Below are 19,306 nucleotides of genomic sequence, written 5' to 3'. Positions count from 1 at the left end.
CGCTGGCCGTGATCCCCAACAATCCGTCCCGCGCCAAAAAGCACCCGCTCGACCAGCAGCTCTATGCTCAACGTCACCTCGTCGAATGCTGCATCGGCAAACTCAAGCAGTTCCGAAGGGTCGCAACCCGCTTCGAAAAGACCGCCAGGAACTACCTCGCCGTCGTCACTCTCGCCGCAACCGTCCTATGGCTCCGATAAGTGTCCACAGGTCCTAGCGCTTGCCCAATTCGATGTCGGGCATGGTCGGCGACGTGAGGCCGCGCTCGCTTTCGGGGATGACCGGCGAAGGGTTGCGCGAGATGCGCAGGGCGAGATAGGCGGCCGTTGCGACCGACAGCATGACGAGATAGGCGAGCAAACCCTGCGGGCCGAGAAGCTGCATGAACAGTGTCGCCGCGAGCGGCCCGATGGCCGAACCGACGCCCCAGAGAAAGAGCAGCCGGGCCGAAAGGCCGACCGCCTGCTCCTGTCCCAGGCGAAAATAGGCGTGCGCAATGGCGACCGTGTAGAGCGGGATGCCGCAGCCGCCGATCAGGGTGAACAGGCTAAACAGCCATATCCGATCATGCGCCGTACCCAATTGCAGCAGCACCCCGAGCAGGGTCGCAGCCAATGCGACTGCGCTCGCGGCGGTCAGCATGATGACGCGGCTGGCAATGCGGTCCGCGAGCAGGCTCATCGGCCATTGCAGCATGAGCGCGCCGATCTGGATCGCGGCGGTCAGCAGGATCGTCGCTCTCTGGTCGAGGCCGGTCAGGATGCCGTAGGCGGGCGCGACATTGGTCAAGGGACCACCGACCAGGCCGACATAGAGGCAGCCGATGACGGCGGCCGGCGCATGCCGCCACAAGGTCCGCAACCTGACCGAGACGACCTCGCTCGATTCAGGGCCGCGCGCCCGGGTCAGCGCCACGGGAATCAGCGCGAAGGAGAACGCCATGCTGGCGTAGAGAAAGACGTCATGCGCCTGGATCGCGACATAGCCGACGCCGATCTGGGAGCCGATCAAGGCGAGGCGGTTGAGGATCTGGTAGATGCCGAAGATGCGGCCGCGATTGCTGCCCTTGGCCTGGCCGCTGATCCAGCTTTCGATGCAGATGCCATGGCCGGCGGCCGACAGGCCCATGACGAGCCGCGCCACGCCCCACAAAGCCTCGGGAATCATCGGGAAGCTCAAGGTCGAGGCGGCCTGAAGCGCAGCGAAGACGGCAAAGCCACGAATATGGCCAATGCGGCGCACCAGTGAGGGAATCGCGAAGCAACCGACGAGAAAGCCGATCGAATAGGCCGAGCCGACCAGACCGATCAGGAGCGGAGGCTGGCCCGCGACCGCCATCCGCAAAGGCACGACCGTGTTCACGATCGTGCCGGCCACCTGCAGGATCAGCGCTCCGGCAACGATCGCGCCAAGCGCGGCGACCGAACCGCTATGGGCCTTGTCTGTCACGGCTCCGGATATCCAGGACGCTTCCTCCAGGAACCATCTGCCCGGCTTCCCCGGGAAAAGCCAGACGAAATATCCTCGCTCGCGAAGGCGCTCCTATTCTTGGCGCCGCGACCCTTGCTTCCAGGCAGGGCAACTCACCTCAGCTTGACGACGACCTTGCCCTTTGACCGTCCGGTTTCGATGTAGGCCAAGGCTTCATTGGTCGCTTCGAAGGGGAAGATCCGGTCCATGACGGGGCGAATGATCCCGGCTTCGATCAACGCTGTGATCTGGCGCAGTTGTGCGCCGTTCGCTCGCATGAACAGGAAAGAATAGCTCACCCCCCGGCCTTTGGCCTTCCTTCGGATGCCGAAGCTCAGAAGACGCAAGACCTGCTGCAGGAACCAGTTCAGTCCCTGTTCCCTGGCGAAAGCGGGATCCGGCGGACCGGAGATCGAGATTAGCTTGCCGCCGGGCTTCAACACGCTCAGGGATTTTTGGAGCGTGTCGCCATCCAGGCTGTTCAAGACCACGTCGTAGCCGGACAGGACCTTCTCGAAGTCCTGCATCTTGTAGTCGATGACGACATCGGCGCCGAGGCTCTTGACCAGCTCGACATTCGCCGTGCTCGTCGTCGTCGCGACGGTCGCGCCGAGATGCTTGGCCAACTGGATCGCGAAAGTGCCCACGCCACCGGAACCGGCATGGACGAGAACCTTCTGCCCCTTCGCCAGCTTCGCTCGCTCGACCAGGGCCTGCCAGGCCGTCAGTCCCACGAGGGGGATGGAAGCGGCTTCCTCCATGGTGAGGTTCTTGGGCTTCAGCGCCAGGTCGGCTTCGTTCACGGCGATGAATTCCGCGAATGTCCCGATCCGGCCATCGCGCGGCCGGGCATAGACCTCGTCGCCCGGCTTGAAGCGACGGGCCCTTGATCCGACCCGAACGACGGTTCCGGCCAGGTCGTGGCCCAGGATGAAGGGCGGGCGATAGGGCAAAATGGGCTTGAACGCTCCATCGCGGATTTTGGAATCCAGAGGATTGAGCCCGGCCGCGTGGATCTCGACCAGGACATCGTCATCCCGCGACGTCGGCTCCGGCATCTCGCTGAAGCGCAGAGCGCCGTTCTTCTTGTATTTGTCGAGGATGAAAGCCTTCATGACGCTCTGTTCTCCAGCCTGCTGCAGATGCTAGCCTCGAGCTAGGCAATGGCTCTCGCAGGCAAGGCATGAGGATCGGGCCGCGCCTGCGCGCGGCAGCGAAGGATTAGCGGCCGTCTTGGGCGGCGATGGCAGGGTAGTCGGTGTATCCGGCGGCGCCCCCGCCATAGATCGTTGTCGGGTCGACGGCAGCGAGGGGTGCGCTGGTTTTCAGCCGTTCAACCAGATCGGGATTGGCAATGAAGGGGCGGCCGAAGGCGAACAGATCGGCCTTGTCCTCCGCCAACCGCGACGTCGCGAGCTCGAGATTGTAACCGTTATTGGCGATATAGGTGTTCTTGAAGCGCCGGCGGAGCGATCCGAAATCGAACGGCGCGACATCGCGCGGCCCACCCGTGGCGCCCTCGACCACATGAATGTAGACGATGCCCAGAGCATTGAGCTGGTCGACGATATAGTCGAACTGCGCCTGAGCATCACTGCTCGAAACATCATTGGCGGGCGAAACGGGCGAAATGCGGATGCCGGTGCGCTCAGCGCCAACCTCCTGGACCACCGCAGCCGCAACCTCGATCATCAGACGGGCGCGGTTCTCGACCGAGCCGCCGTAAGCATCGGTGCGGACATTGGCGCCATCCTTGGCGAACTGGTCGAGCAGATAGCCGTTTGCGCCATGAATCTCGACACCATCGAAGCCGGCGGCGATCGCGTTCGCGGCTGCCTTGCGGAAGTCTTCCACGATGCCCGGCAGTTCATCCAGTTCGAGCGCGCGCGGCTCCGAGACATCGACGAAGCCGTTATTGGCAAACGTCTTGGTCTGAGCCCGGATCGCCGAGGGCGCAACCGGTGCCGCTCCGTTCTCCTGGAGGTCGACATGAGAGACACGGCCGACATGCCAGAGCTGCAGGAAAATCCGCCCGCCCCTGGCGTGCACGGCAGTGGTGACCTTGCGCCAGCCGTCGATCTGAGCCTGCGTGTAGATGCCGGGCGTGTCCTGGTAACCCTGGCCCTGCCGCGAGATTTGCGTGGCCTCGGAGATCAGCAGGCCGGCCGAAGCTCGCTGGCCGTAATACTCGGCGGCCAGATCGCCTGGAACGAAGCCCGCGCCCGCCCGATTGCGCGTCAGGGGCGCCATCACGATACGATTTGAGAGGATCAGTGAGCCAAGAATATAGGGCTCAAACAGTGTTTTGATTGTCATCAGTCACCTGTTCTGGCCTCCGCCGGGGCGGAGTGGTTTGTCGAGATGGCGTGGGCGCTGTTCAGGCAGGGGTGCGGTAGCGCTCCGCGGGCAGTTCGTTCCGATAGTTGGGAAGCATGGCCTGGCGCGCGGCCTGAAACGCGTCCCACTGCCCGGCATCGGGAAGGGGCGGAATGGTCACCGGTTCGCGGCGGTCGAAGCCGACCAGCGCCGCATCGACCAGATCGGCCACCTCCATCACGTTGGAGAGCGCGTTGACGTCGGCGCCAACATGGTCCCAGATTTCCGTACGCGTCGTGGCGGGAAGCACGGCCTGGACGTAGACGCCCTTCGGCCCGAGCTCGAGGCTGAGACCCTGCGAGAGGAACAGCACGAAGGCTTTGGTCGCACCGTACACCGTCATCCCGAACTCGGGCGCCAGCCCGACCACCGAGCCGATGTTGACGATCGCTCCCTCGCCGGCCTTCGCTAGACGCGGGGCGATGGCGCTGGCAAGCCGCAGAACCGCGGTCGTGTTGAGGGCGACGAGCCGCGCGGCGTCGTCGGTGGCCTGCTCGATGAAGCTTCCGCCGATGGCCGTTCCGGCATTGTTGACAAGGATCCCGATACGGGCGTCGTCGCGCAGCCGCGTCTCTACCGTTGCAAGCTCGTCGGCCTTGGTGAGGTCGGCCTGGATGATGTCGATCGCGACGCCGTTGTCCTGACGCAGACGGGCCGCCAGGGCCTCCATTCGAGCGATGTCACGGGCAACCAGCACAAGGTCGTGCCCACGGCGCGCGAAGCGCTCGGCATAGGCGGCTCCGATGCCGGTGGAGGCGCCGGTGACGAGGACTGAGGGGATCGTGGTCATAGGATTGCTCTTTTCTCTTCGGGAACCTATATTCATGACGATCATCATGATTGTCATTAAATATGATGCTCATCATGTAAGTGTCAACGGGGCCGGCGGAGAATTTTGAAATGAAGGTCAGTCGAGAGCAGATGGCGGAGAACCGTCGCCGGATTCTGGAGGTTGCCAGCCGGCTGTTCCGCGACAAGGGATTCGACGCGGTCAGCGTGGCGGAGGTGATGAAAGCCGCCGGGCTCACCCATGGCGGCTTCTATGGCCATTTCGCTTCGAAAGACGACCTGATCGCGCAGACTCTTGTCCATGCTCTCGCCGTCGATACGAGCGGAGGCGGCGGTTTTCGCGCTTATGTGGATGCCTATCTTGCGCCCCGGCATCGCGACAACTGCGCTGGCGGGTGCCCGACTGCGGGCCTTGCCGCGGCTGTCCGCCTTCAGTCCCCGGCGGCACGCGCGGCCATGACCGAAGGCCTTCGATCGCAGATCGACCGTATCGGCAAGGCGCTCCCGGAGTTGGAGGAGGCCGACCGGCGTCGCGCGGCGATCGGGAGCTGGGCTGCGATGGTGGGGGCCGTGATCCTGTCCCGCGCTATCGACGACCCGGCGCTTTCGGATGAGATTCTCGAACAGACGCGTGAGTGGGTCGATGCCGGGCTTGGTCAACAGGTTGCGCGTTAGCCCAGCCGTCTGCATGACGTGGGCAGCTTTTGGTGTCGCAGTCTCGGGGCTGGTAGGGCAATGCGCCACGCAGGCCTCTCGAATGGCGCCATCGGACTAAAAATCAAGGGCAGGGCTTGTTGATGAGAGCGTCGCGGCTGCGATCAGGCCAGCCGACCGAACTGCTGGCGCGACGCCTTGTCGACCATCCTCGCTGGCATCAAACGCCGCAGCAGGTTGCCCAAGCCGGGTCCACAGTGCAGCAACGGGGTGGCCAGTGCTCGGTCATGCCGCATACCTTTCGGCGAGGGCCGGCCGACCGCGCGGGCTGCTCAAAGCGAAGCGCCGCCGCAGACGACGATCTGCTGCCCGGTGATGCTTGCGGCCGGCTCCGAGAGCAGGAATCCGGTCAGGGCCGCGACCTCCTCCGGTTTCACCAGGCGGCCCATGGGCGGCATCTTGGGAGCAACTGAGGCGCGCCTGGGGTCCTTCAGCATCGGCGTGTCGGTTGCGCCGGGCGCCACGACGTTGACGGTGATCCGGCGTGGAGCGAGTTCGATGGCGAAGGAGCGCGCCATGCCGACAAGCGCGGCCTTGGTCGCGGCATATTGCGCCCGCCCGGCCGAGCCCGCCGCCGTGCGGCTGCCGATCAGGACGATGCGGCCGCCATCGGGCAGGCGCGGCACGAGATGCTCGACCATCTGTTCGGCCGCATCGACGTGTAGTCGCCACATTGCCCGGCCGTTTTCGGGGTCGAGCTGGCCAAGCGTGCCGACGCGCAGGATGCCGGCGGCATGGACCAGCGCATCGACCGGACCCAGGCCCGCAAGGGCGGCGTCGAGCGCCGCCCTGTCGGCGATGTCGACGGAGACGGCCGAAAAGCGTTCATGCGTCAGATCGGGCGCGCTGCGGCTGAAGCCGATGACGCTCCAGCCGAGGTCAAGCAGATGGCGCACGGTCGCCGCGCCGATGCCCGAGCTCGCGCCGGTGACGAGCGCGCGTTTCGCACGCCCGTCTGGTGTCGAAAGCGCCGGCGTCATCCGGTGAAGGACCGCGCCTGCGCCCTGATCTTCTCGACGTCGAAGTCGTTGATCTTGTCGATCAGGTCATTGGTATAGATCTTCGAGAAGTCCTTGATGTCCCAGTCGTTCATCTTCGCCTCGGTGACGAATTCGTCGACCCGGATGCTGCCCATCTTGGCGCCGGCATAAGGCGGCTCATAGAGCTTGATGCGCCGGCTGATCGCCTCCAGCACCGACTTCACCGCCTGCTCCTCGCTGGAGCCGCGCGGGGCGGTCTCGGGATAGAGCTTGAGGAAGGCTTTCGCGCCGGCCGAGGGGTTCTCCAGGATGAAGCGCGAGGCCTTGGCGGTCGAGCGGCCGAAGCCAATGAAGAGATCGCGCTCGGCCTGGATCCTCTGGCGCAGGCCCATCAGGAACTGGCCGCCGATCATCGGCAGGTTGCTGGGGCGCGCGAGCAGCTCCAGCGGGATGCCGGCGCCGTCGATGATACCGAAGCCGGTGTCGTAATAGGCGAGGGCGTCGATGGCGCCGCGCTGCAGGGCGACACCGGCTGGAACGCCGGCGCCGACGGCCGTCCATTTCACGTCCTTGTCGGGATCGACGCCGAGCGACTTCAGCACGTTGCGGGTGACCGGATATTCGGTGCCACCGAAATCGGAGACGCCGATATTCTTGCCCTTGAGGTCGGTATAGGCCTTGGCGGTCGAGCCGGGCTTGACCGCAATGTCCCATTTATAGGGGTAGGTGTACTGGTAGAACCATTGCGAATTGCCCCACTCGTTGCGGGCCAGGATCGGCAGGGCATAGGACGGCACGCCGATGCCGACGTCGACGTCGCCCTTATCGGTCGCCACCTGGACATTGGCGTTGCCGCCGAGCGCCAGCCCCTGGACCTTGAAGCCTTCCTCGGCATTGTAGCCGAGCGCCTCGCCGATCAGGAGGTTGATAACGCTGGAGTTGAGCGATTTCAGCCCGACACCGACCTTTACGGTCCGCGTCGCCTGCGCGAAGGACGAGCGCGGTCCCAGCGCGAGGGCCGCAGCGAAGGCGCTGCTCGCCTGAAGCCATTGCCTGCGATTGATCATGACGTTCTCCCAGGGTTGGTTGTTGGTTTTGCTTGGTTATTTCCGACCGCGATCGCCCCAGTGGACGATTCTTTTTTCCAGTCCGCGGACGATGCCGTGGAGCAGGATTCCCATTGCGCCGAGGATGACGAGGGCGGCGAAGACGCCGGCCACATCGGTCACCGCCTGCGCCTGAGTTATGACGACGCCCATGCCCTGCTGGGCGCCGAGGAACTCCGCGACGATGGTGCCGAGCAGCGCGTAGACCACTGCCATGTCGAGCCCGGCGAAGATGAAGGGCGCGGCGTTGGGCAGCTTGACGATGCGATAGGTCTCGAAGCGTGAGGCCGAGAGCGAGCGCATCAGGTCGATGCGCTCGGGCTCGACGGCACGCAGGCCGGTGAAGCTGTTGATCAGCATCGGGAAGAAGGCGAGCAATGCCGAGATCGCGATCTTGGAACCGTCACCGAAGCCGAACCAGATTACGATCAGCGGGGCGATCGCGACTTTCGGCAGGCTCTGCAGCGCGAAGGCATAGGGCATGATCAGCTTTTCGATCAGCCGGCTTTCCGCCATGAGGGAACCCAGGGTCAGGCCAAGCGCCGAGCCGAGGAAGAGGCCGATGGCGGCGTTCTTGAGCGTGCCCCAGAGCGGCAGGTAGTAGCCGAGCGGGCTCGACGGGCTGACCGCAATGCCCGACCACAGCGCCTTCCAGACCGCCAGTGGCGTCGGCAGGATGTAGGAGGGCACTTCGAGATATTTCACCGCCAGCGCCCAGCCGCCGAACAGGACGACGAGGCCGATCAGCGTGATCGCGGTGCCGTTGACGCCGCTGCCGTCCTTGGCTTTGGCCTTGGGTTTTGGGGGCGCGCGCTCGATCGCGACGCTGTCTGCAATGATGGTGGTTTGCGCCTGGCTCATCATTCGTCTCCCTGCGCGTTGAGCAATCCGCGGATTTCCTTGGCCAGCGCCGGATAGGCGGGGTGGCTGATGATGGTGTCGTTGCTGCGCGGGCGCGGGATCGGTACCTCAAGCTCGCGGATGACGCGGCCGGGCCGGGCCGACATCACGACCACGCGGTCGGCGAGGAAGATCGCCTCCGAGATCGAATGCGTGATCAGGAGCACGGTCTTGCGGCTGGCCTGCCAGATGCGCTGCAATTCGAGGTTCATGCGCTCGCGGGTCAATGCGTCGAGCGCGCCGAAAGGCTCGTCCATCAGCAGGACGCGGGGCGAGCGCACCAAAGCGCGGCAGATGCCGGCGCGCTGCTGCATGCCGCCCGAGAGTTCATAGGGGAAGCGTTCGCCGAAATCCTTGAGGCCGGCGACATCGAGCAACCGGTCGATATCCTCGGCCTGCCCGACCTGCTTGCCGCCGACGCGCAGCGGCAAGGCGATGTTCTCGCGCACGGTCAGCCAGGGCAGCAGGTTCGCGGCCTGGAAGACGACGCCGACATCCCGCGAGGGGCCGGAGATCGTCTTGCCATCGAGCGCCGCCGTGCCGGTGTCGTAATCGTCGAGCCCGGCGAGGATGCGCAGCAAGGTCGACTTGCCGCAGCCGGAAGGGCCGACGACGCAGACGAACTCGCCATCCTTGATGTCGAGATCGATCGCCGACAGCGCATGCACGCTGCCGCCGGCATAGGTCTTGTCGAGGCTGCGGATGCGGATGAGATCATGCTGCGACGCTGGCGCCGTATTCAGCGGGTGGACTTGAGCGAGTGCAGGCATCTGCGGTCTCCCTGTTCTTGGTCTTGCTGTTCTTGGTCTTGTTCAGGCTTGGTCTTGTTCAGGCCCCTGATCTTGTTCAGGTTTCGGCCACCCAATCTGGCGCGACCCGGGCGTATTTGATGGCGCGGCGGAAATAGGTGAAGGCGATGTGCAGCGCTCCGTCCGGCGTCTGCGTGATCGACGGGTAGGAGAATTCGCGGTTGAGCTGATCCTTGGAGTTGTTGGTCATGCAGAAGCCGTCGCCGGTCTCGAGGTCGCGCATCACGGGCCAGCTCCGGCCGCCATCGGAGGAGAGCGCCAGCGTCATCGGCGCACGCGGCGCGCCCCAGAAGGCGGTGCGATGCGTCGCGGCCGGGGCTGGCACGGCCTCGGCTTGTGGCGTGGCGCCTTCCTCGTCTTCGATGTCGTCATAGAGGCCGGTGCGCCGGTCGGTCGCGTCGGCCGCGCTGGAGTGGTTGAAGACGAGCGCGATGCGGCCATCAGTCAGCACGGTCGCCTGGATCGAGGAGTTGTTGTTAGGCAGCGCGGTGGGCTCGGGCGCCGTCCAGTTGCGGCCGTCGCTCGAGCGGCTGGCATAGATGAAATCGGCCCAGCGGCTGCGATAGAGCGCCAGCAGGCCATCCCCGGTCTTCAGCACGTTCATGTGCACGCAGCCGGTCGAGCCGGGCACGACATGCTCCGTCCAGCTCTTGCCGGCGTCGGAGGAGACACGCACGGCGCTGATGTCGTGATCGCCGACCCATTTGGCTCCGGGCACGCTGACGCAATGGAAGACCGGGATCACCCAATCGCCATTGTCGAGCACGACAGGAGGCTGGCGCACGAACAGGCCATGGCCCTTGGGCGCCTCGAACAGGGTCTCGATCGGCCCCCATGTCAGACCATGGTCATGCGAGACGCGCTTGCGCACCAGCGCCGTGTCCTGGTTGCCGGAGATCTGCGCGGTCCAGATCAGCCAGAGCTCGCCAGCGGGCGTGGTGAACAGCACCGGGTTCTGTTCGGAGCGCGCCGGATCGTCGGAGAGCTTGACCGGGGCCGACCAGCGCTCGCCGCCCTGGGGCAATCGCGAGAAATAGGCCGAGATGTCCGGGATGCCTTCCTGCGTTCCGCCGAACCAGACGATGGCGAGATCGCCATTGCCGAGCACGGCGATGTTGGCCGCGTGGTTCTGGACGCAAGGGGAGGGCAGATAGGCCTCGATGCGCCGCGCATCGCCCTCGCGCGGATGCAGGATGCCGCTGCGCTCGGAGAGGCCGGCGGGTGCGATATCGGTCGAATGGGCTCCCATTTCGGAAGGCCTCCTTCTGGTCTGCGCAGGCCTCTCGCCCGCCTGGTCCGGCGCCGCTGTCGAGGCGGCTCAGTCGATCTTGATGGCGGCCGCCTCGATGACCGCCTTCCAGCGGGTGGTTTCCGAGGCGATGTAGGCGGCGAATTCGTCGGGGCCGAGTGCAACCGCGATGGCGCCGACCTCATCCATCTTTTTGGCCGTCTCCGGTTTCTGCATGAAGCTGCGAATCTCGGCCGAGAGCTTGTCGATCACGGGCTTGGGCGTTCCCGCAGGAGCAACGAAGCCGTGCCAGGCGACAGCCTCGAAGCCGGGGAGATATTCCGACAGCGCCGGCAGGTTGGGATCGAAGGCCGCGCGCTTGGCGGTCGCGGTCGCGATCAGGGCGAGCTTTCCGCCCGCCGCCTGCGGCAGCAGCAACGGCACATTGTCGAAGGCGAGATCGATGTTGCCGCTGATGAGGTCGGTGACCATCTGGCTCGAGCCGCGATAGGGCACATGCGTCATCTGCGTGCCGGTCATCTGCTTGAACAATTCGGCCGCCAGATGCTGCGAGGTGCCGACGCCGGCCGAACCGAAGGAGACCTTGTCCGGATTGGCCCTGAGATGGGCGATCAGCTCCGGGACGGTTCGTGCCTTGATCTTGTCGGGGTTCACTACGAGCACGTTCGGAACCATGCTGATCTGGGCGATGGGCAGGAGGTCCTGCGCCGGGCGATAGGACAGCTTCGCCCCGTAGAGCGTCGGGTTGATCGAGAGGCCCGAAGTCGAGGCGAGGCCGAGGATGCTGCCGTCCGGTGTCCCGCGCGCGATCCGCGTGATCCCGACGATCGAGCCGGCGCCGCCGACATTCTCGGTCACGAAGGGCTGGCCCCAGCTCTTCTGCAGATGCTCGCCGACCATGCGGGCGAAGATGTCGGCGGTGCCGCCGGCCGAGAAGGGCACGATCATGCTGACCGGCTTCGACGGGTAGCCGGCGCCTTGCGCGAAGGCGGGAGCCGGGCCGAGCAGGAGGCTCAGTGCAGCCAGGACATCGCGGCGGTTCATCTCTGTTCTCCCTCGCATCATTCTTGTTCGTATCGCGTCGTCGGGTCGCCGAAGAGCGACGCCCGGTCAGTCGCTGAGGACCTTGCCCGGATTCATCAGCCCCCGCGGATCGAGCAGCCCCTTGACCTGCCGCAGCAAGGCCATTTCGCGCGGCGCCGTCACATGGTTGAGGCGCTCCTTATTGGCGATGCCGATGCCGTGCTCGGCGCTGATGCTGCCGCCGAGCGCCGCCGTCTCCTCGTCGACCGCACGGTTGATCGCGCTGACGATGGGGGCGAGCGTCTCGCGCTGGTCGGCGGCGATGCCGGGCAGGATGGCGAGCACATGGATGTTGCCGTCGCCGAGATGGCCATGCATGACGATGCGCGCTTCGGGCCGGAGTGCCGCGATACGCGCCTCGACCCGGCGCACGAATTCGGCCTGATGTTCGAGCGGCACGGCGCTGTCATGCGAGACGACGTAGCCGGCGCGCTTGGAGCCTTCCGAGACGCTGTGGCGGATGGTCCAGAGCGCGGCGGCCTGGGCTTCGCTTGAAGCGACGAGAGCGTCGCCGATCAGCCCGCGCTCGAAGGCCGAGGCCAGCATCGCTTCCATCTCGGCGGAGAGGTCGATGCCCCGCAACGTGTCGACGAGTTCGATCAGCACGAACCAGGGCGCATCGAGCGCGAAGGGGATCGCCACATGGGGCACGTGCTCGGCGATGACCTCGACCTGACCGCGCGACATCACCTCGAAGGCGCCGAGCCGGTCGCCGAGCTCGGTGCGGGCCAGCGCCAGGAGATCGAGCACCGCCTCGATATCCTCGGCCTTGGCCAGCGCGACGCTGCGTTGGCGCGGGCGCGGGAACAGTTTCAGCACCGCGCCGGTGATGATGCCGAGCGTGCCCTCGGCGCCGATGAAGAGCTGCTTGAGATCGACGCCGGTGGAATCCTTGCGCAGGCTTGTCATCAGGTCGAGCATGGAGCCGTCCGGCAGCACGGCCTCGATCCCCAGGGTGAGCTCGCGCGCCGTGCCGTAGCGCAGCACGGCCGTGCCGCCGGCATTGGTCGAGAGATTGCCGCCGATCTGGCAGGAGCCCTCGGCGCCGAGGCTCAAGGGGAACAGGCGGTCGGCTGACTCGGCCGCCTTCTGGACATCGGCGAGGATGCAGCCGGCATCGACCGCGATCGAATCGCCGAGCCGGCTGATGGCGCGGATCGTGTTCATGCGGTCGAGCCGCAGCACCACATTCGGCCGCCCGTTGAGCGGGGTCGCCGCGCCGCACATGCCGGTATTACCGCCCTGCGGGACGATGGCGAAGCCGAGCTCGGCGCAGAGCTTGACCACGCCGGCGACCTCGGCGGTGCTCGCCGGCTTGACGATCGCCTCGGCCGTGCCGCGATAGCGCCCGCGCCAGTCAACGAGATAAGGCTCCTGGTCGCCATCGGGCCCGATGACATGCCGCGCCCCTACGATCGCCGCCAGGCGCTCGACGATCATGGGCGTGGCATGGATTGTCATCGTGTCTCTCCCCGTTCGCGTCTGGCGGGCGGCGCTCAATAGGCGGCCTCGTAGAGGGCCAGGATCTCGTCGCGGCTGATGTCGCGCGGGTTGTTGTCGAGCAGGCGGCGAATGGCGTGAGCCTCGCTCGCCATGGCCGGGAGGTCGTCGCGCGGCACCGAAAGACGCGACAGCTTCATCTCGCAGCCGAGTTCGGCGCAGTAGCGATGGGCGCCCGCGAAGACCTCCTCCTGCCGGGTCGAGGCTTTCAGCCCGAGCGCGGCGAGGATCGCGGCGGTCTTTTCCGGCGCGGCCGGCGCGTTGAAGGCGAGCGTATGCGGGAAGATCAGCGCGTTGGCGGCGCCATGGGCGATATGGTGGCGCGTGCCGAGCGGATAGGCCACGGCGTGGCCGGCCGCCGTGTTGACCGGACCCAGGCAGTAGCCGCCATAAAGCGAGGCGAGCGAGAGGCCGGCGCGGGCCTCGATGTCCGAGCCGTCGGCGATGGCGCGACCGAGGAAGCGGCCGACCAGGCGCACGCCCTCGAGCGCATACATGTCGATCAGCGGATGCGCCTTCAGGCTGGTGAAGGCCTCGACGCAATGGGCCATGGCATCGACGCCTGTCGCAGCGGTCACCGCCGGCGGCAGGGTCAGCGTTAGGTCGGGGTCGATCACGGCGATATCGGCGAGCATGTGCAGGCTCTGCACGGCGAGCTTGTTCTGCGTCTTGGGGTCGGTGACCAGGGCGCGCGTGCCGGCCTCGCTGCCGGTGCCCGCGGTGGTCGGCACCTGCATCAGGGCCGCGCGCTTGCCTGCGACCTTCTCGGGGCCGACGACGTCCTGGAGAGACTGGCCGGAGCCCGGCAGGACAGCGACGAGCTTGGCGAGGTCCATGGCGCTGCCGCCGCCGAAGCCGATGACGAGGTCAGGCTTCACCATTTCTGCGACGGCAAGCACGGCCTCGAGATTGGGAACGTCGGGCTCGGGGCGGACCTCGCCGAAGATCGTGACCTCGCCGGTCAAGCCGAGCAGATCGACGCGGGCGGCGTTGAAGGCATCCGCCACGACGAGGATGCGCGAAAGCGCCTGGGCCGCAGCCCAACGCCCGGCGAGTGGCACCGTGCCGGAGCCGAACTCGATGATCTTCGGTCGGGTGATCGCGATCGGCGTGGCGAGGCTCGCAACGGCGATGGGGCTGGGCGCGTGGATGTTCATGGTCGCCTCCCTTTGTGCTTTTGGCTTTTGGCGCAGTCAGGCCGCGCGGTCGGCACTGAGGCCGCGCGCTGCCGCCAGTTTTTCGGCGTATTCGATCGCCTCGACCAGGCTGAGCTCGTTGGCGATGCCCTTGCCGGCGATGTCGAAGGCGGTGCCATGGTCGACGGAAGTCCGGACGATCGGCAGGCCAAGCGTGATGTTGACGCCCGAGAGTGAATCCCAGGTGCCAGTTTCCGGATTCACGTTGAAGCCCAGGAGCTTCACCGGGATGTGGCCTTGGTCGTGATACATCGCGACGACGGCGTCGTACTGGCCGGCGCGGAGCTTGACGAAGACCGTGTCGCCCGGCACCGGCCCGACGACGTCGAGGCCGTCGGCGACCGCCCTGGCGATGGTCGGCGCGGAAATCTCGTCATCCTCGCGGCCGAACAACCCGCCTTCGCCGGCATGGGGGTTGAGCGCGGCGACCGCGATCCTGCGCCGGCCGAGATCGAGCGCGGAGAGCGCCTCGTCGGTGCGGTCGAGCACATAGCGCAGCCGCTCCGGGGTCAGCCTGGCGGGCACGTCCTTGAGAGCGACATGGGTGGTGACATGGCTCACCCGCATGCCGCCATGGGCGAGCATCATCACCGAGCCCTTGGCGCCGGTCAGCGTCGCCAGCATGTCGGTATGGCCGGCGAATTTGTAGCCGGCCTTGTTCAGCGCCTCCTTGTTCAGCGGCGCCGTGACGATGCCGCCGATGCGGCCGGCCTGGGCGAGCTTCACGCCCTTCTCGACCGCGAGATAGGCAAAGCGGCCGCCATCGGAGGAGAGCACGCCCGGGCGGATCGGTTCGCCCTCCGGCCCGGCCTGCAAACAGGCGAGATGCGGCCAGGCCTCGGTCTCGGAGACCTCGGGAATGACGATGTCGGCGCCGAGCAGGCGGCGTGCCTGGGCAAGCGCGGGATTGCTGCCGATGACAAGCAGGCGCAGATCGCCGCTCGCCAGCCTGTCCTTCAGCGCGAGGCAGGCCTTGACGATGATCTCGGGACCGACGCCGGCGGGATCGCCCATGGTGATGGCAAGGTGAGGTTTCATGCTGCCGCTCCGGCAAAGGCCGCGACCCGGGTCGCGGCGAGCTGTTGAAGAAGGTCCGGCGCGCCGAAGGCGCCCGATTTCGAGATCACGGCGACGCCGTCCCAGCGACCGCCGCGCATGATCGAACGCGGCACGCCCGGCATGATCTCGCCGGTGACGTCGAGACGCTCAGTGCCGAGGCTCTCGCAGATGCTGCGCAGGGTCTCGCCGCCAGCGGCGAACAGCGTGTCCGGGCGGTCGAGGTGCTGCAGGAGGGCGGCCAGCCGCGCGTCGATCAGCGCGGCGGCGTCGCGGCGCGAGGTGCCGTCCGGCAACGCGACGCTCGCGAAGACGATGCCGTCATGGGTGAGGCGCCGGGCGATTTCGGCATTGCTGGCAGGACCCAGAACGATGTGGAGCGGGCCGAGCCGGTCAAGCTGCTGGCCGATCGCCGCATGGTCGGAGCCGACGAGCCCGAGAACCTTGCCTGCGAGCGGGCGGTCATCGATCCGGCGGACGATGCCGGCTGCCCGCGCGAGCGCTGCCGCCAGCCCCGCGCTGCCGACCCAGAGCACGTCATCGAGCCCGGAGGCGGTTGCGATGACGGCGTCGAGATCTGCGTCGGTCTCGACATCCCAGAGGCTGATGCCTGCGGGCAGGGCATCTCCCGGAACGGCTTGCGTGACGGGATGGCCCGCCACTGCAAGCCCCGCAGTGAGATCGGTGGGCGCTGCGCGCCAGTCGCCATCCGCCCAGGCATATTGCCTGCCGCCGCGCGTGATCCGGCGCTGCGCCGGGAAGGCCGGGGCGATGATGCAATAGGCGGGGCGCAGGAGGTCGAGGATCGTAGCGATCTCGGCGACCTCCTGTCCACGCAACAAGCTGTCGATCTTCTTATAGGCGAGGCCCAAACCCCGTGCCCACAGGGCGGGAGCGATCGCGGCGACGGCGCTGCGGGCTTGCTCTGCCGAGACCTCACGGCTGCGGCTGTCCATGGCGATGGCGCCCGTGGCGGGAACCTCGCCATGCCAGCGGACCGCGACCGGCTCGGCGGGCGAGCCGAACGCGGCGGCACTGTCGAGCGCGCCGGTCAGGTCGTCCGCCAGGAGCCGGAGTGGGGCCATCTCAGCTCGCCTTCACCGCCGAAAGCAGCGCCTTGGAGCCGCGCACCACGATCGTGGTGTCATTGGCGACGCCGACGAAATTGATGCCTTGCGCGACGCGCCGCACGGCCTCGGCCTCGTTGTTGGTGAGGTAGCCGGCCGGCTTGCCGATGGCCTTTAGGCGACGGAAGCCGTCATCGATCGCGGCCTGAACCTCGGGGGCCTGCGTATTGCCGAGGTGGCCCATCGAGGCGGCGAGGTCGGCGGGACCGATGAAGACGGCGTCGACGCCGTCGACGGCGGCGATCTTCTCGATATCGGCCAGCGCCTCGATCGTCTCGATCTGCACGATGACGCAGATCTCCTGCTGCACCTTGGCGAAATAATCCGGGATCAAGCCATAGGCCGCCGCACGCGAGCTGCCGGAGACGCCGCGCACGCCATGGGGCGGATAGCGGGTGTAGCTGACGGCGCGGGCCGCTTCCTCGGCATTCTGAACATAAGGGAAGAGCAGGGTCTGGGCGCCGAGATCGAGCACACGCTTGACCAGCACCATGTCGTTCCAGGCCGGCCGGATGATCGCTTCCGCCGGCAGCGCCGACATCGCCTGCAACTGGGCAACGACATCGCCGGGCTCATTGGGGCTATGCTCGGTGTCGATCAGGATCCAGTCGAAGCCGACCTGCGCGAACAGCTCGGTGAGGGTGGGGCTGGCCAGCGTCGAGAAGATGCCGAGCATCTGCCGCTTGCCGAGATCGCGCTTGAAACGGTTCGTCCTGACGTCAGCCATCATCCACCTGCTGAAAGACACCCATCGGGGCAGCGGATCACGGAAGGCGGGCGGTTGCGCCGTAGCGCGCGGTCCTTGGGATGCCTCCATGAGCCGGCCTCTTCGGGCCTTGACGGGGTTGAACATCATCCAGTCAGATATGTCAACATGTTGTAATTTGTATGCCGATACCGGCCTTTATCGGCGTTTTGACGAGGCGATTGACTGATTTGTAAATAGTTGTAAGCATGCGGCCATGGATCAGACCTCAAGCAAGCCGGCGCGTTCCGGGGGCGCCACTCCGCCCTCGCCATTGGTACAGCGCGTGCATCATCAATTGCGCGCCCGGATCGCCTCGGGTGAATATGCCAGCCATTCGCGACTGCCCGGCGAGCACGACCTGTCGGCGATCTACGGCGTGTCGCGGCCGGTGGTGCGCGAGGCGCTGCGCCGCCTGCGCGAGGACGGGCTGATCTTTTCCCGCCAGGGCGCGGGCACCTTCGTGCGCGGGGGCGAGGCGGAACAGGGCAGGGCGCTGGCCTTCGCGCCCGTCGGCACGATCGCGGATGTGCAGCGCTGTTACGAGTTCCGGCTCGAGGTGGAGCCGGCCAACGCCTTCTACGCCGCCAAGCGCCATAATCCGGCGGCGCTGGAGGCCATCGGCAGCGCTTTCGAGTTGTTGCGCGACACCACCCATGCGCACCGCCACCGCGAGGATGCCGACTACGCCTTCCACATCGCCATTGCGGAGGCGGCGAACAACTACTTCTTCCTGTCGTCGATGCAGGCACTGAAGGACCACATCAATGTCGGCATGAAGCTGCACGGGCTTTCGCTGCTCGGACCGGCGGGCGGCCTTGCCGGCGTGCTGGACGAGCATGCGCGCATCTTCGCGGCAATTGGCGCCCGCGACGCCGAGGCGGCGCGCGACGCGATGCGCATGCACATCAAGGGATCCTATGATCGGCTCTTCGAAGGCCGCGTCCTGGATCTTGCCCTTTAGAGTCATCTTCGAGCCAACTGGGCCGGAATTTGCTCTGAACATTTGCTGTAGCGTGCTTTATCTGCGTCGTCCGGTGTCGACTTCGCTCGAAAACGCCTTCGCTCAGCGCTCGCGCGTGCTGTCCCTCATGACGATCTCGGCCGGCAGATGGACCTCGCGGCTTGCAGGCTGGCGGCCCTCGATCAGATCGATCAGCATCGTGGTGGCGCGCGCGCCGATTTCGCTGCGGGCCTGATGCACGGTGGTGAGGGCGGGGTTGTAGGCGCCGGCGAACTCGATGTCGTCGAAGCCGGCGATCGAGATCGCCTCCGGCACCGAGAGGCCGGCGGCGGTAAAGCCCCGGATCAGGCCCATCGCCATGGCGTCGTTGCTGGCGAAGACCGCGTCGGGAAGCTCGGGAAGTGCCAGATAGGCGCTCGCTGCGGCCTCGCCCGCGGCCAGCGTATAGTCGCCCGGGCGCACCAGCGCGAGGTCGGGGACGAGGCCCCGCGCTGCCAGCGCATCCCGATAACCGGCGAAACGGTCATGCTCCAGGATGTTGTTGGGCGGGCCGCAGACATAGCCGATGCGGCGGTGGCCCAATTGCAGCAGGTGCTCCGTCATCGCTCGCGCCGCCTCGCGGTTCGCGGTCTCGACATAGGGGATGTCGGAGCCCGGGATGCGCTCGCACAGGCTGACCGTCGGTACGGCGAGGCGCCGGCGCCCTCCAGGCGGGGTGGGCAGCAGGCGCCCGTTCAGCAGCAGCAGGCCGTCGACCCAGCCGGCCTGGGCGAATTCGGCATGGTCGCGCTCGCGCTCGGGATCGTTGCCGGTATCGGCGATCACCAGCCGGTAGCCATGCTGGTGCAAGGTGTCGGAGATGCCGCGCAGCACCTGCGAGAAGAAGATGTTGGCGACGTCGGGCACCACGGCGAGCACGGCATGGGTGCGGTTGGTGCGCAGATTGCGAGCCGCGACATTGAGCACGTAACCCGTTTCCAGCACTGCCTTTTCCACGGCTGCGCGCGTTTTCGGCTTCACCTGGTCGGGAGTGGCGAGGGCGCGGCTCACAGTGGCGGTCGAGACGCCCGCTCGCCTGGCGACGTCGTCGATCCTCGGTTTGCGCAGCCGTTCGTCCATCATCGTCCCAAGATCCCGTCGTATTCGGACGGAACGTCCGAATACGAAAAACGTGATCGATTCTAAAAGTTTAGAGCATTGCGCGAAAAATCGGTGCCCAGTTTTTCGCGCAATGCTCCAGCT

General features: G+C 66.4%; 18 protein-coding genes and 1 pseudogene. 3 read left to right on the top strand and 16 right to left on the bottom strand.

Features of this window, described 5'->3' with window-relative positions; translation table 11 throughout:
* A pseudogene (locus tag CYD53_RS05540) lies at window positions 1–200 on the top strand (IS5/IS1182 family transposase); the annotation flags it as partial.
* A 13-nt stretch (window positions 201–213) separates the two neighbouring features.
* Here CYD53_RS05540 and CYD53_RS05535 read toward each other — a convergent pair.
* From CYD53_RS05535 to CYD53_RS05520, 4 genes are all read right to left on the bottom strand, one after another.
* The gene (locus CYD53_RS05535; RefSeq protein ID WP_181011723.1) at window positions 214–1,449 is read right to left on the bottom strand and encodes an MFS transporter; all 1,236 of its coding nucleotides are present in this window, start codon (window positions 1,447–1,449) and stop codon (window positions 214–216) included.
* 134 nt (window positions 1,450–1,583) lie between these two features.
* Window positions 1,584–2,585: an NADP-dependent oxidoreductase gene (locus CYD53_RS05530; protein WP_103717080.1), complete on the bottom strand. Its 1,002-nt coding sequence runs from the start codon at window positions 2,583–2,585 to the stop codon at window positions 1,584–1,586.
* 106 nt (window positions 2,586–2,691) lie between these two features.
* A complete protein-coding gene (locus tag CYD53_RS05525; RefSeq protein WP_103717079.1) occupies window positions 2,692–3,786 on the bottom strand; it encodes an alkene reductase in 1,095 nt (364 codons plus the stop codon).
* Window positions 3,787–3,847: 61 nt separating this feature from the next.
* Window positions 3,848–4,636 carry an SDR family NAD(P)-dependent oxidoreductase gene (locus CYD53_RS05520; protein WP_103717078.1) on the bottom strand — a complete coding sequence of 263 codons (789 nt, stop codon included), beginning with the start codon at window positions 4,634–4,636 and terminating at the stop codon, window positions 3,848–3,850.
* 110 nt (window positions 4,637–4,746) lie between these two features.
* Between CYD53_RS05520 and CYD53_RS05515 the strand changes: the two genes are divergently transcribed.
* Window positions 4,747–5,310 (top strand): TetR/AcrR family transcriptional regulator, encoded by a 564-nt coding sequence (locus CYD53_RS05515; RefSeq protein ID WP_103717077.1) that lies wholly within the window; start codon window positions 4,747–4,749, stop codon window positions 5,308–5,310.
* Window positions 5,311–5,621: 311 nt separating this feature from the next.
* Here the strand turns inward: CYD53_RS05515 and CYD53_RS05510 are convergent, their stop codons facing one another.
* The 11 genes from CYD53_RS05510 to CYD53_RS05460 form a co-directional block, all read right to left on the bottom strand.
* Window positions 5,622–6,329: an SDR family NAD(P)-dependent oxidoreductase gene (locus CYD53_RS05510; protein WP_103717076.1), complete on the bottom strand. Its 708-nt coding sequence runs from the start codon at window positions 6,327–6,329 to the stop codon at window positions 5,622–5,624.
* Complete coding sequence (locus CYD53_RS05505) at window positions 6,326–7,396, bottom strand: ABC transporter substrate-binding protein (RefSeq protein WP_103717075.1); 1,071 nt, start codon at window positions 7,394–7,396, stop codon at window positions 6,326–6,328. Before CYD53_RS05505 ends, CYD53_RS05510 begins: the two co-directional genes overlap by 4 nt.
* A gap of 36 nt (window positions 7,397–7,432) precedes the next feature.
* On the bottom strand, window positions 7,433–8,296 hold the full coding sequence (locus tag CYD53_RS05500) for an ABC transporter permease (RefSeq protein WP_103717074.1): 864 nt from the start codon (window positions 8,294–8,296) through the stop codon (window positions 7,433–7,435).
* Window positions 8,296–9,105 carry an ABC transporter ATP-binding protein gene (locus CYD53_RS05495; RefSeq protein WP_103717073.1) on the bottom strand — a complete coding sequence of 270 codons (810 nt, stop codon included), beginning with the start codon at window positions 9,103–9,105 and terminating at the stop codon, window positions 8,296–8,298. Before CYD53_RS05495 ends, CYD53_RS05500 begins: the two co-directional genes overlap by 1 nt.
* A gap of 76 nt (window positions 9,106–9,181) precedes the next feature.
* A complete protein-coding gene (locus CYD53_RS05490) occupies window positions 9,182–10,393 on the bottom strand; it encodes a sialidase family protein (protein ID WP_103717072.1) in 1,212 nt (403 codons plus the stop codon).
* A gap of 69 nt (window positions 10,394–10,462) precedes the next feature.
* On the bottom strand, window positions 10,463–11,437 hold the full coding sequence (locus tag CYD53_RS05485; protein WP_103717071.1) for a Bug family tripartite tricarboxylate transporter substrate binding protein: 975 nt from the start codon (window positions 11,435–11,437) through the stop codon (window positions 10,463–10,465).
* Between the two features lie 66 nt (window positions 11,438–11,503).
* Window positions 11,504–12,937, bottom strand: coding sequence for an FAD-binding oxidoreductase (locus CYD53_RS05480; RefSeq protein WP_245928093.1), 1,434 nt, complete (start codon window positions 12,935–12,937; stop codon window positions 11,504–11,506).
* A gap of 35 nt (window positions 12,938–12,972) precedes the next feature.
* Window positions 12,973–14,133: an iron-containing alcohol dehydrogenase gene (locus tag CYD53_RS05475; protein ID WP_103717070.1), complete on the bottom strand. Its 1,161-nt coding sequence runs from the start codon at window positions 14,131–14,133 to the stop codon at window positions 12,973–12,975.
* A 36-nt stretch (window positions 14,134–14,169) separates the two neighbouring features.
* Complete coding sequence (gene pdxA / locus CYD53_RS05470; protein ID WP_103717069.1) at window positions 14,170–15,210, bottom strand: 4-hydroxythreonine-4-phosphate dehydrogenase PdxA; 1,041 nt, start codon at window positions 15,208–15,210, stop codon at window positions 14,170–14,172.
* Entirely contained in the window at window positions 15,207–16,313 is a 1,107-nt protein-coding gene (locus tag CYD53_RS05465; RefSeq protein WP_103717068.1) for a four-carbon acid sugar kinase family protein, read from the bottom strand. The genes pdxA and CYD53_RS05465 overlap by 4 nt, the downstream gene beginning before the upstream one ends.
* 1 nt (window position 16,314) lies before the next feature.
* Complete coding sequence (locus tag CYD53_RS05460) at window positions 16,315–17,082, bottom strand: HpcH/HpaI aldolase family protein (RefSeq protein ID WP_210202288.1); 768 nt, start codon at window positions 17,080–17,082, stop codon at window positions 16,315–16,317.
* Window positions 17,083–17,317: 235 nt separating this feature from the next.
* On the opposite strand from CYD53_RS05460, the gene CYD53_RS05455 reads away from it, so the two are divergent.
* Window positions 17,318–18,064: a FadR/GntR family transcriptional regulator gene (locus CYD53_RS05455; RefSeq protein ID WP_103717066.1), complete on the top strand. Its 747-nt coding sequence runs from the start codon at window positions 17,318–17,320 to the stop codon at window positions 18,062–18,064.
* Between the two features lie 102 nt (window positions 18,065–18,166).
* On the opposite strand, the gene CYD53_RS05450 is transcribed toward CYD53_RS05455, so the two are convergent.
* Window positions 18,167–19,186: a LacI family DNA-binding transcriptional regulator gene (locus CYD53_RS05450; protein ID WP_245928092.1), complete on the bottom strand. Its 1,020-nt coding sequence runs from the start codon at window positions 19,184–19,186 to the stop codon at window positions 18,167–18,169.
* Window positions 19,187–19,306: the final 120 nt, after the last annotated feature.

This window comes from Allobosea psychrotolerans (assembly GCF_002917105.1).
GTDB classification, from domain to species: domain Bacteria; phylum Pseudomonadota; class Alphaproteobacteria; order Rhizobiales; family Beijerinckiaceae; genus Allobosea; species Allobosea psychrotolerans.
This window is presented reverse-complemented; position numbering and strand designations above follow the sequence as displayed.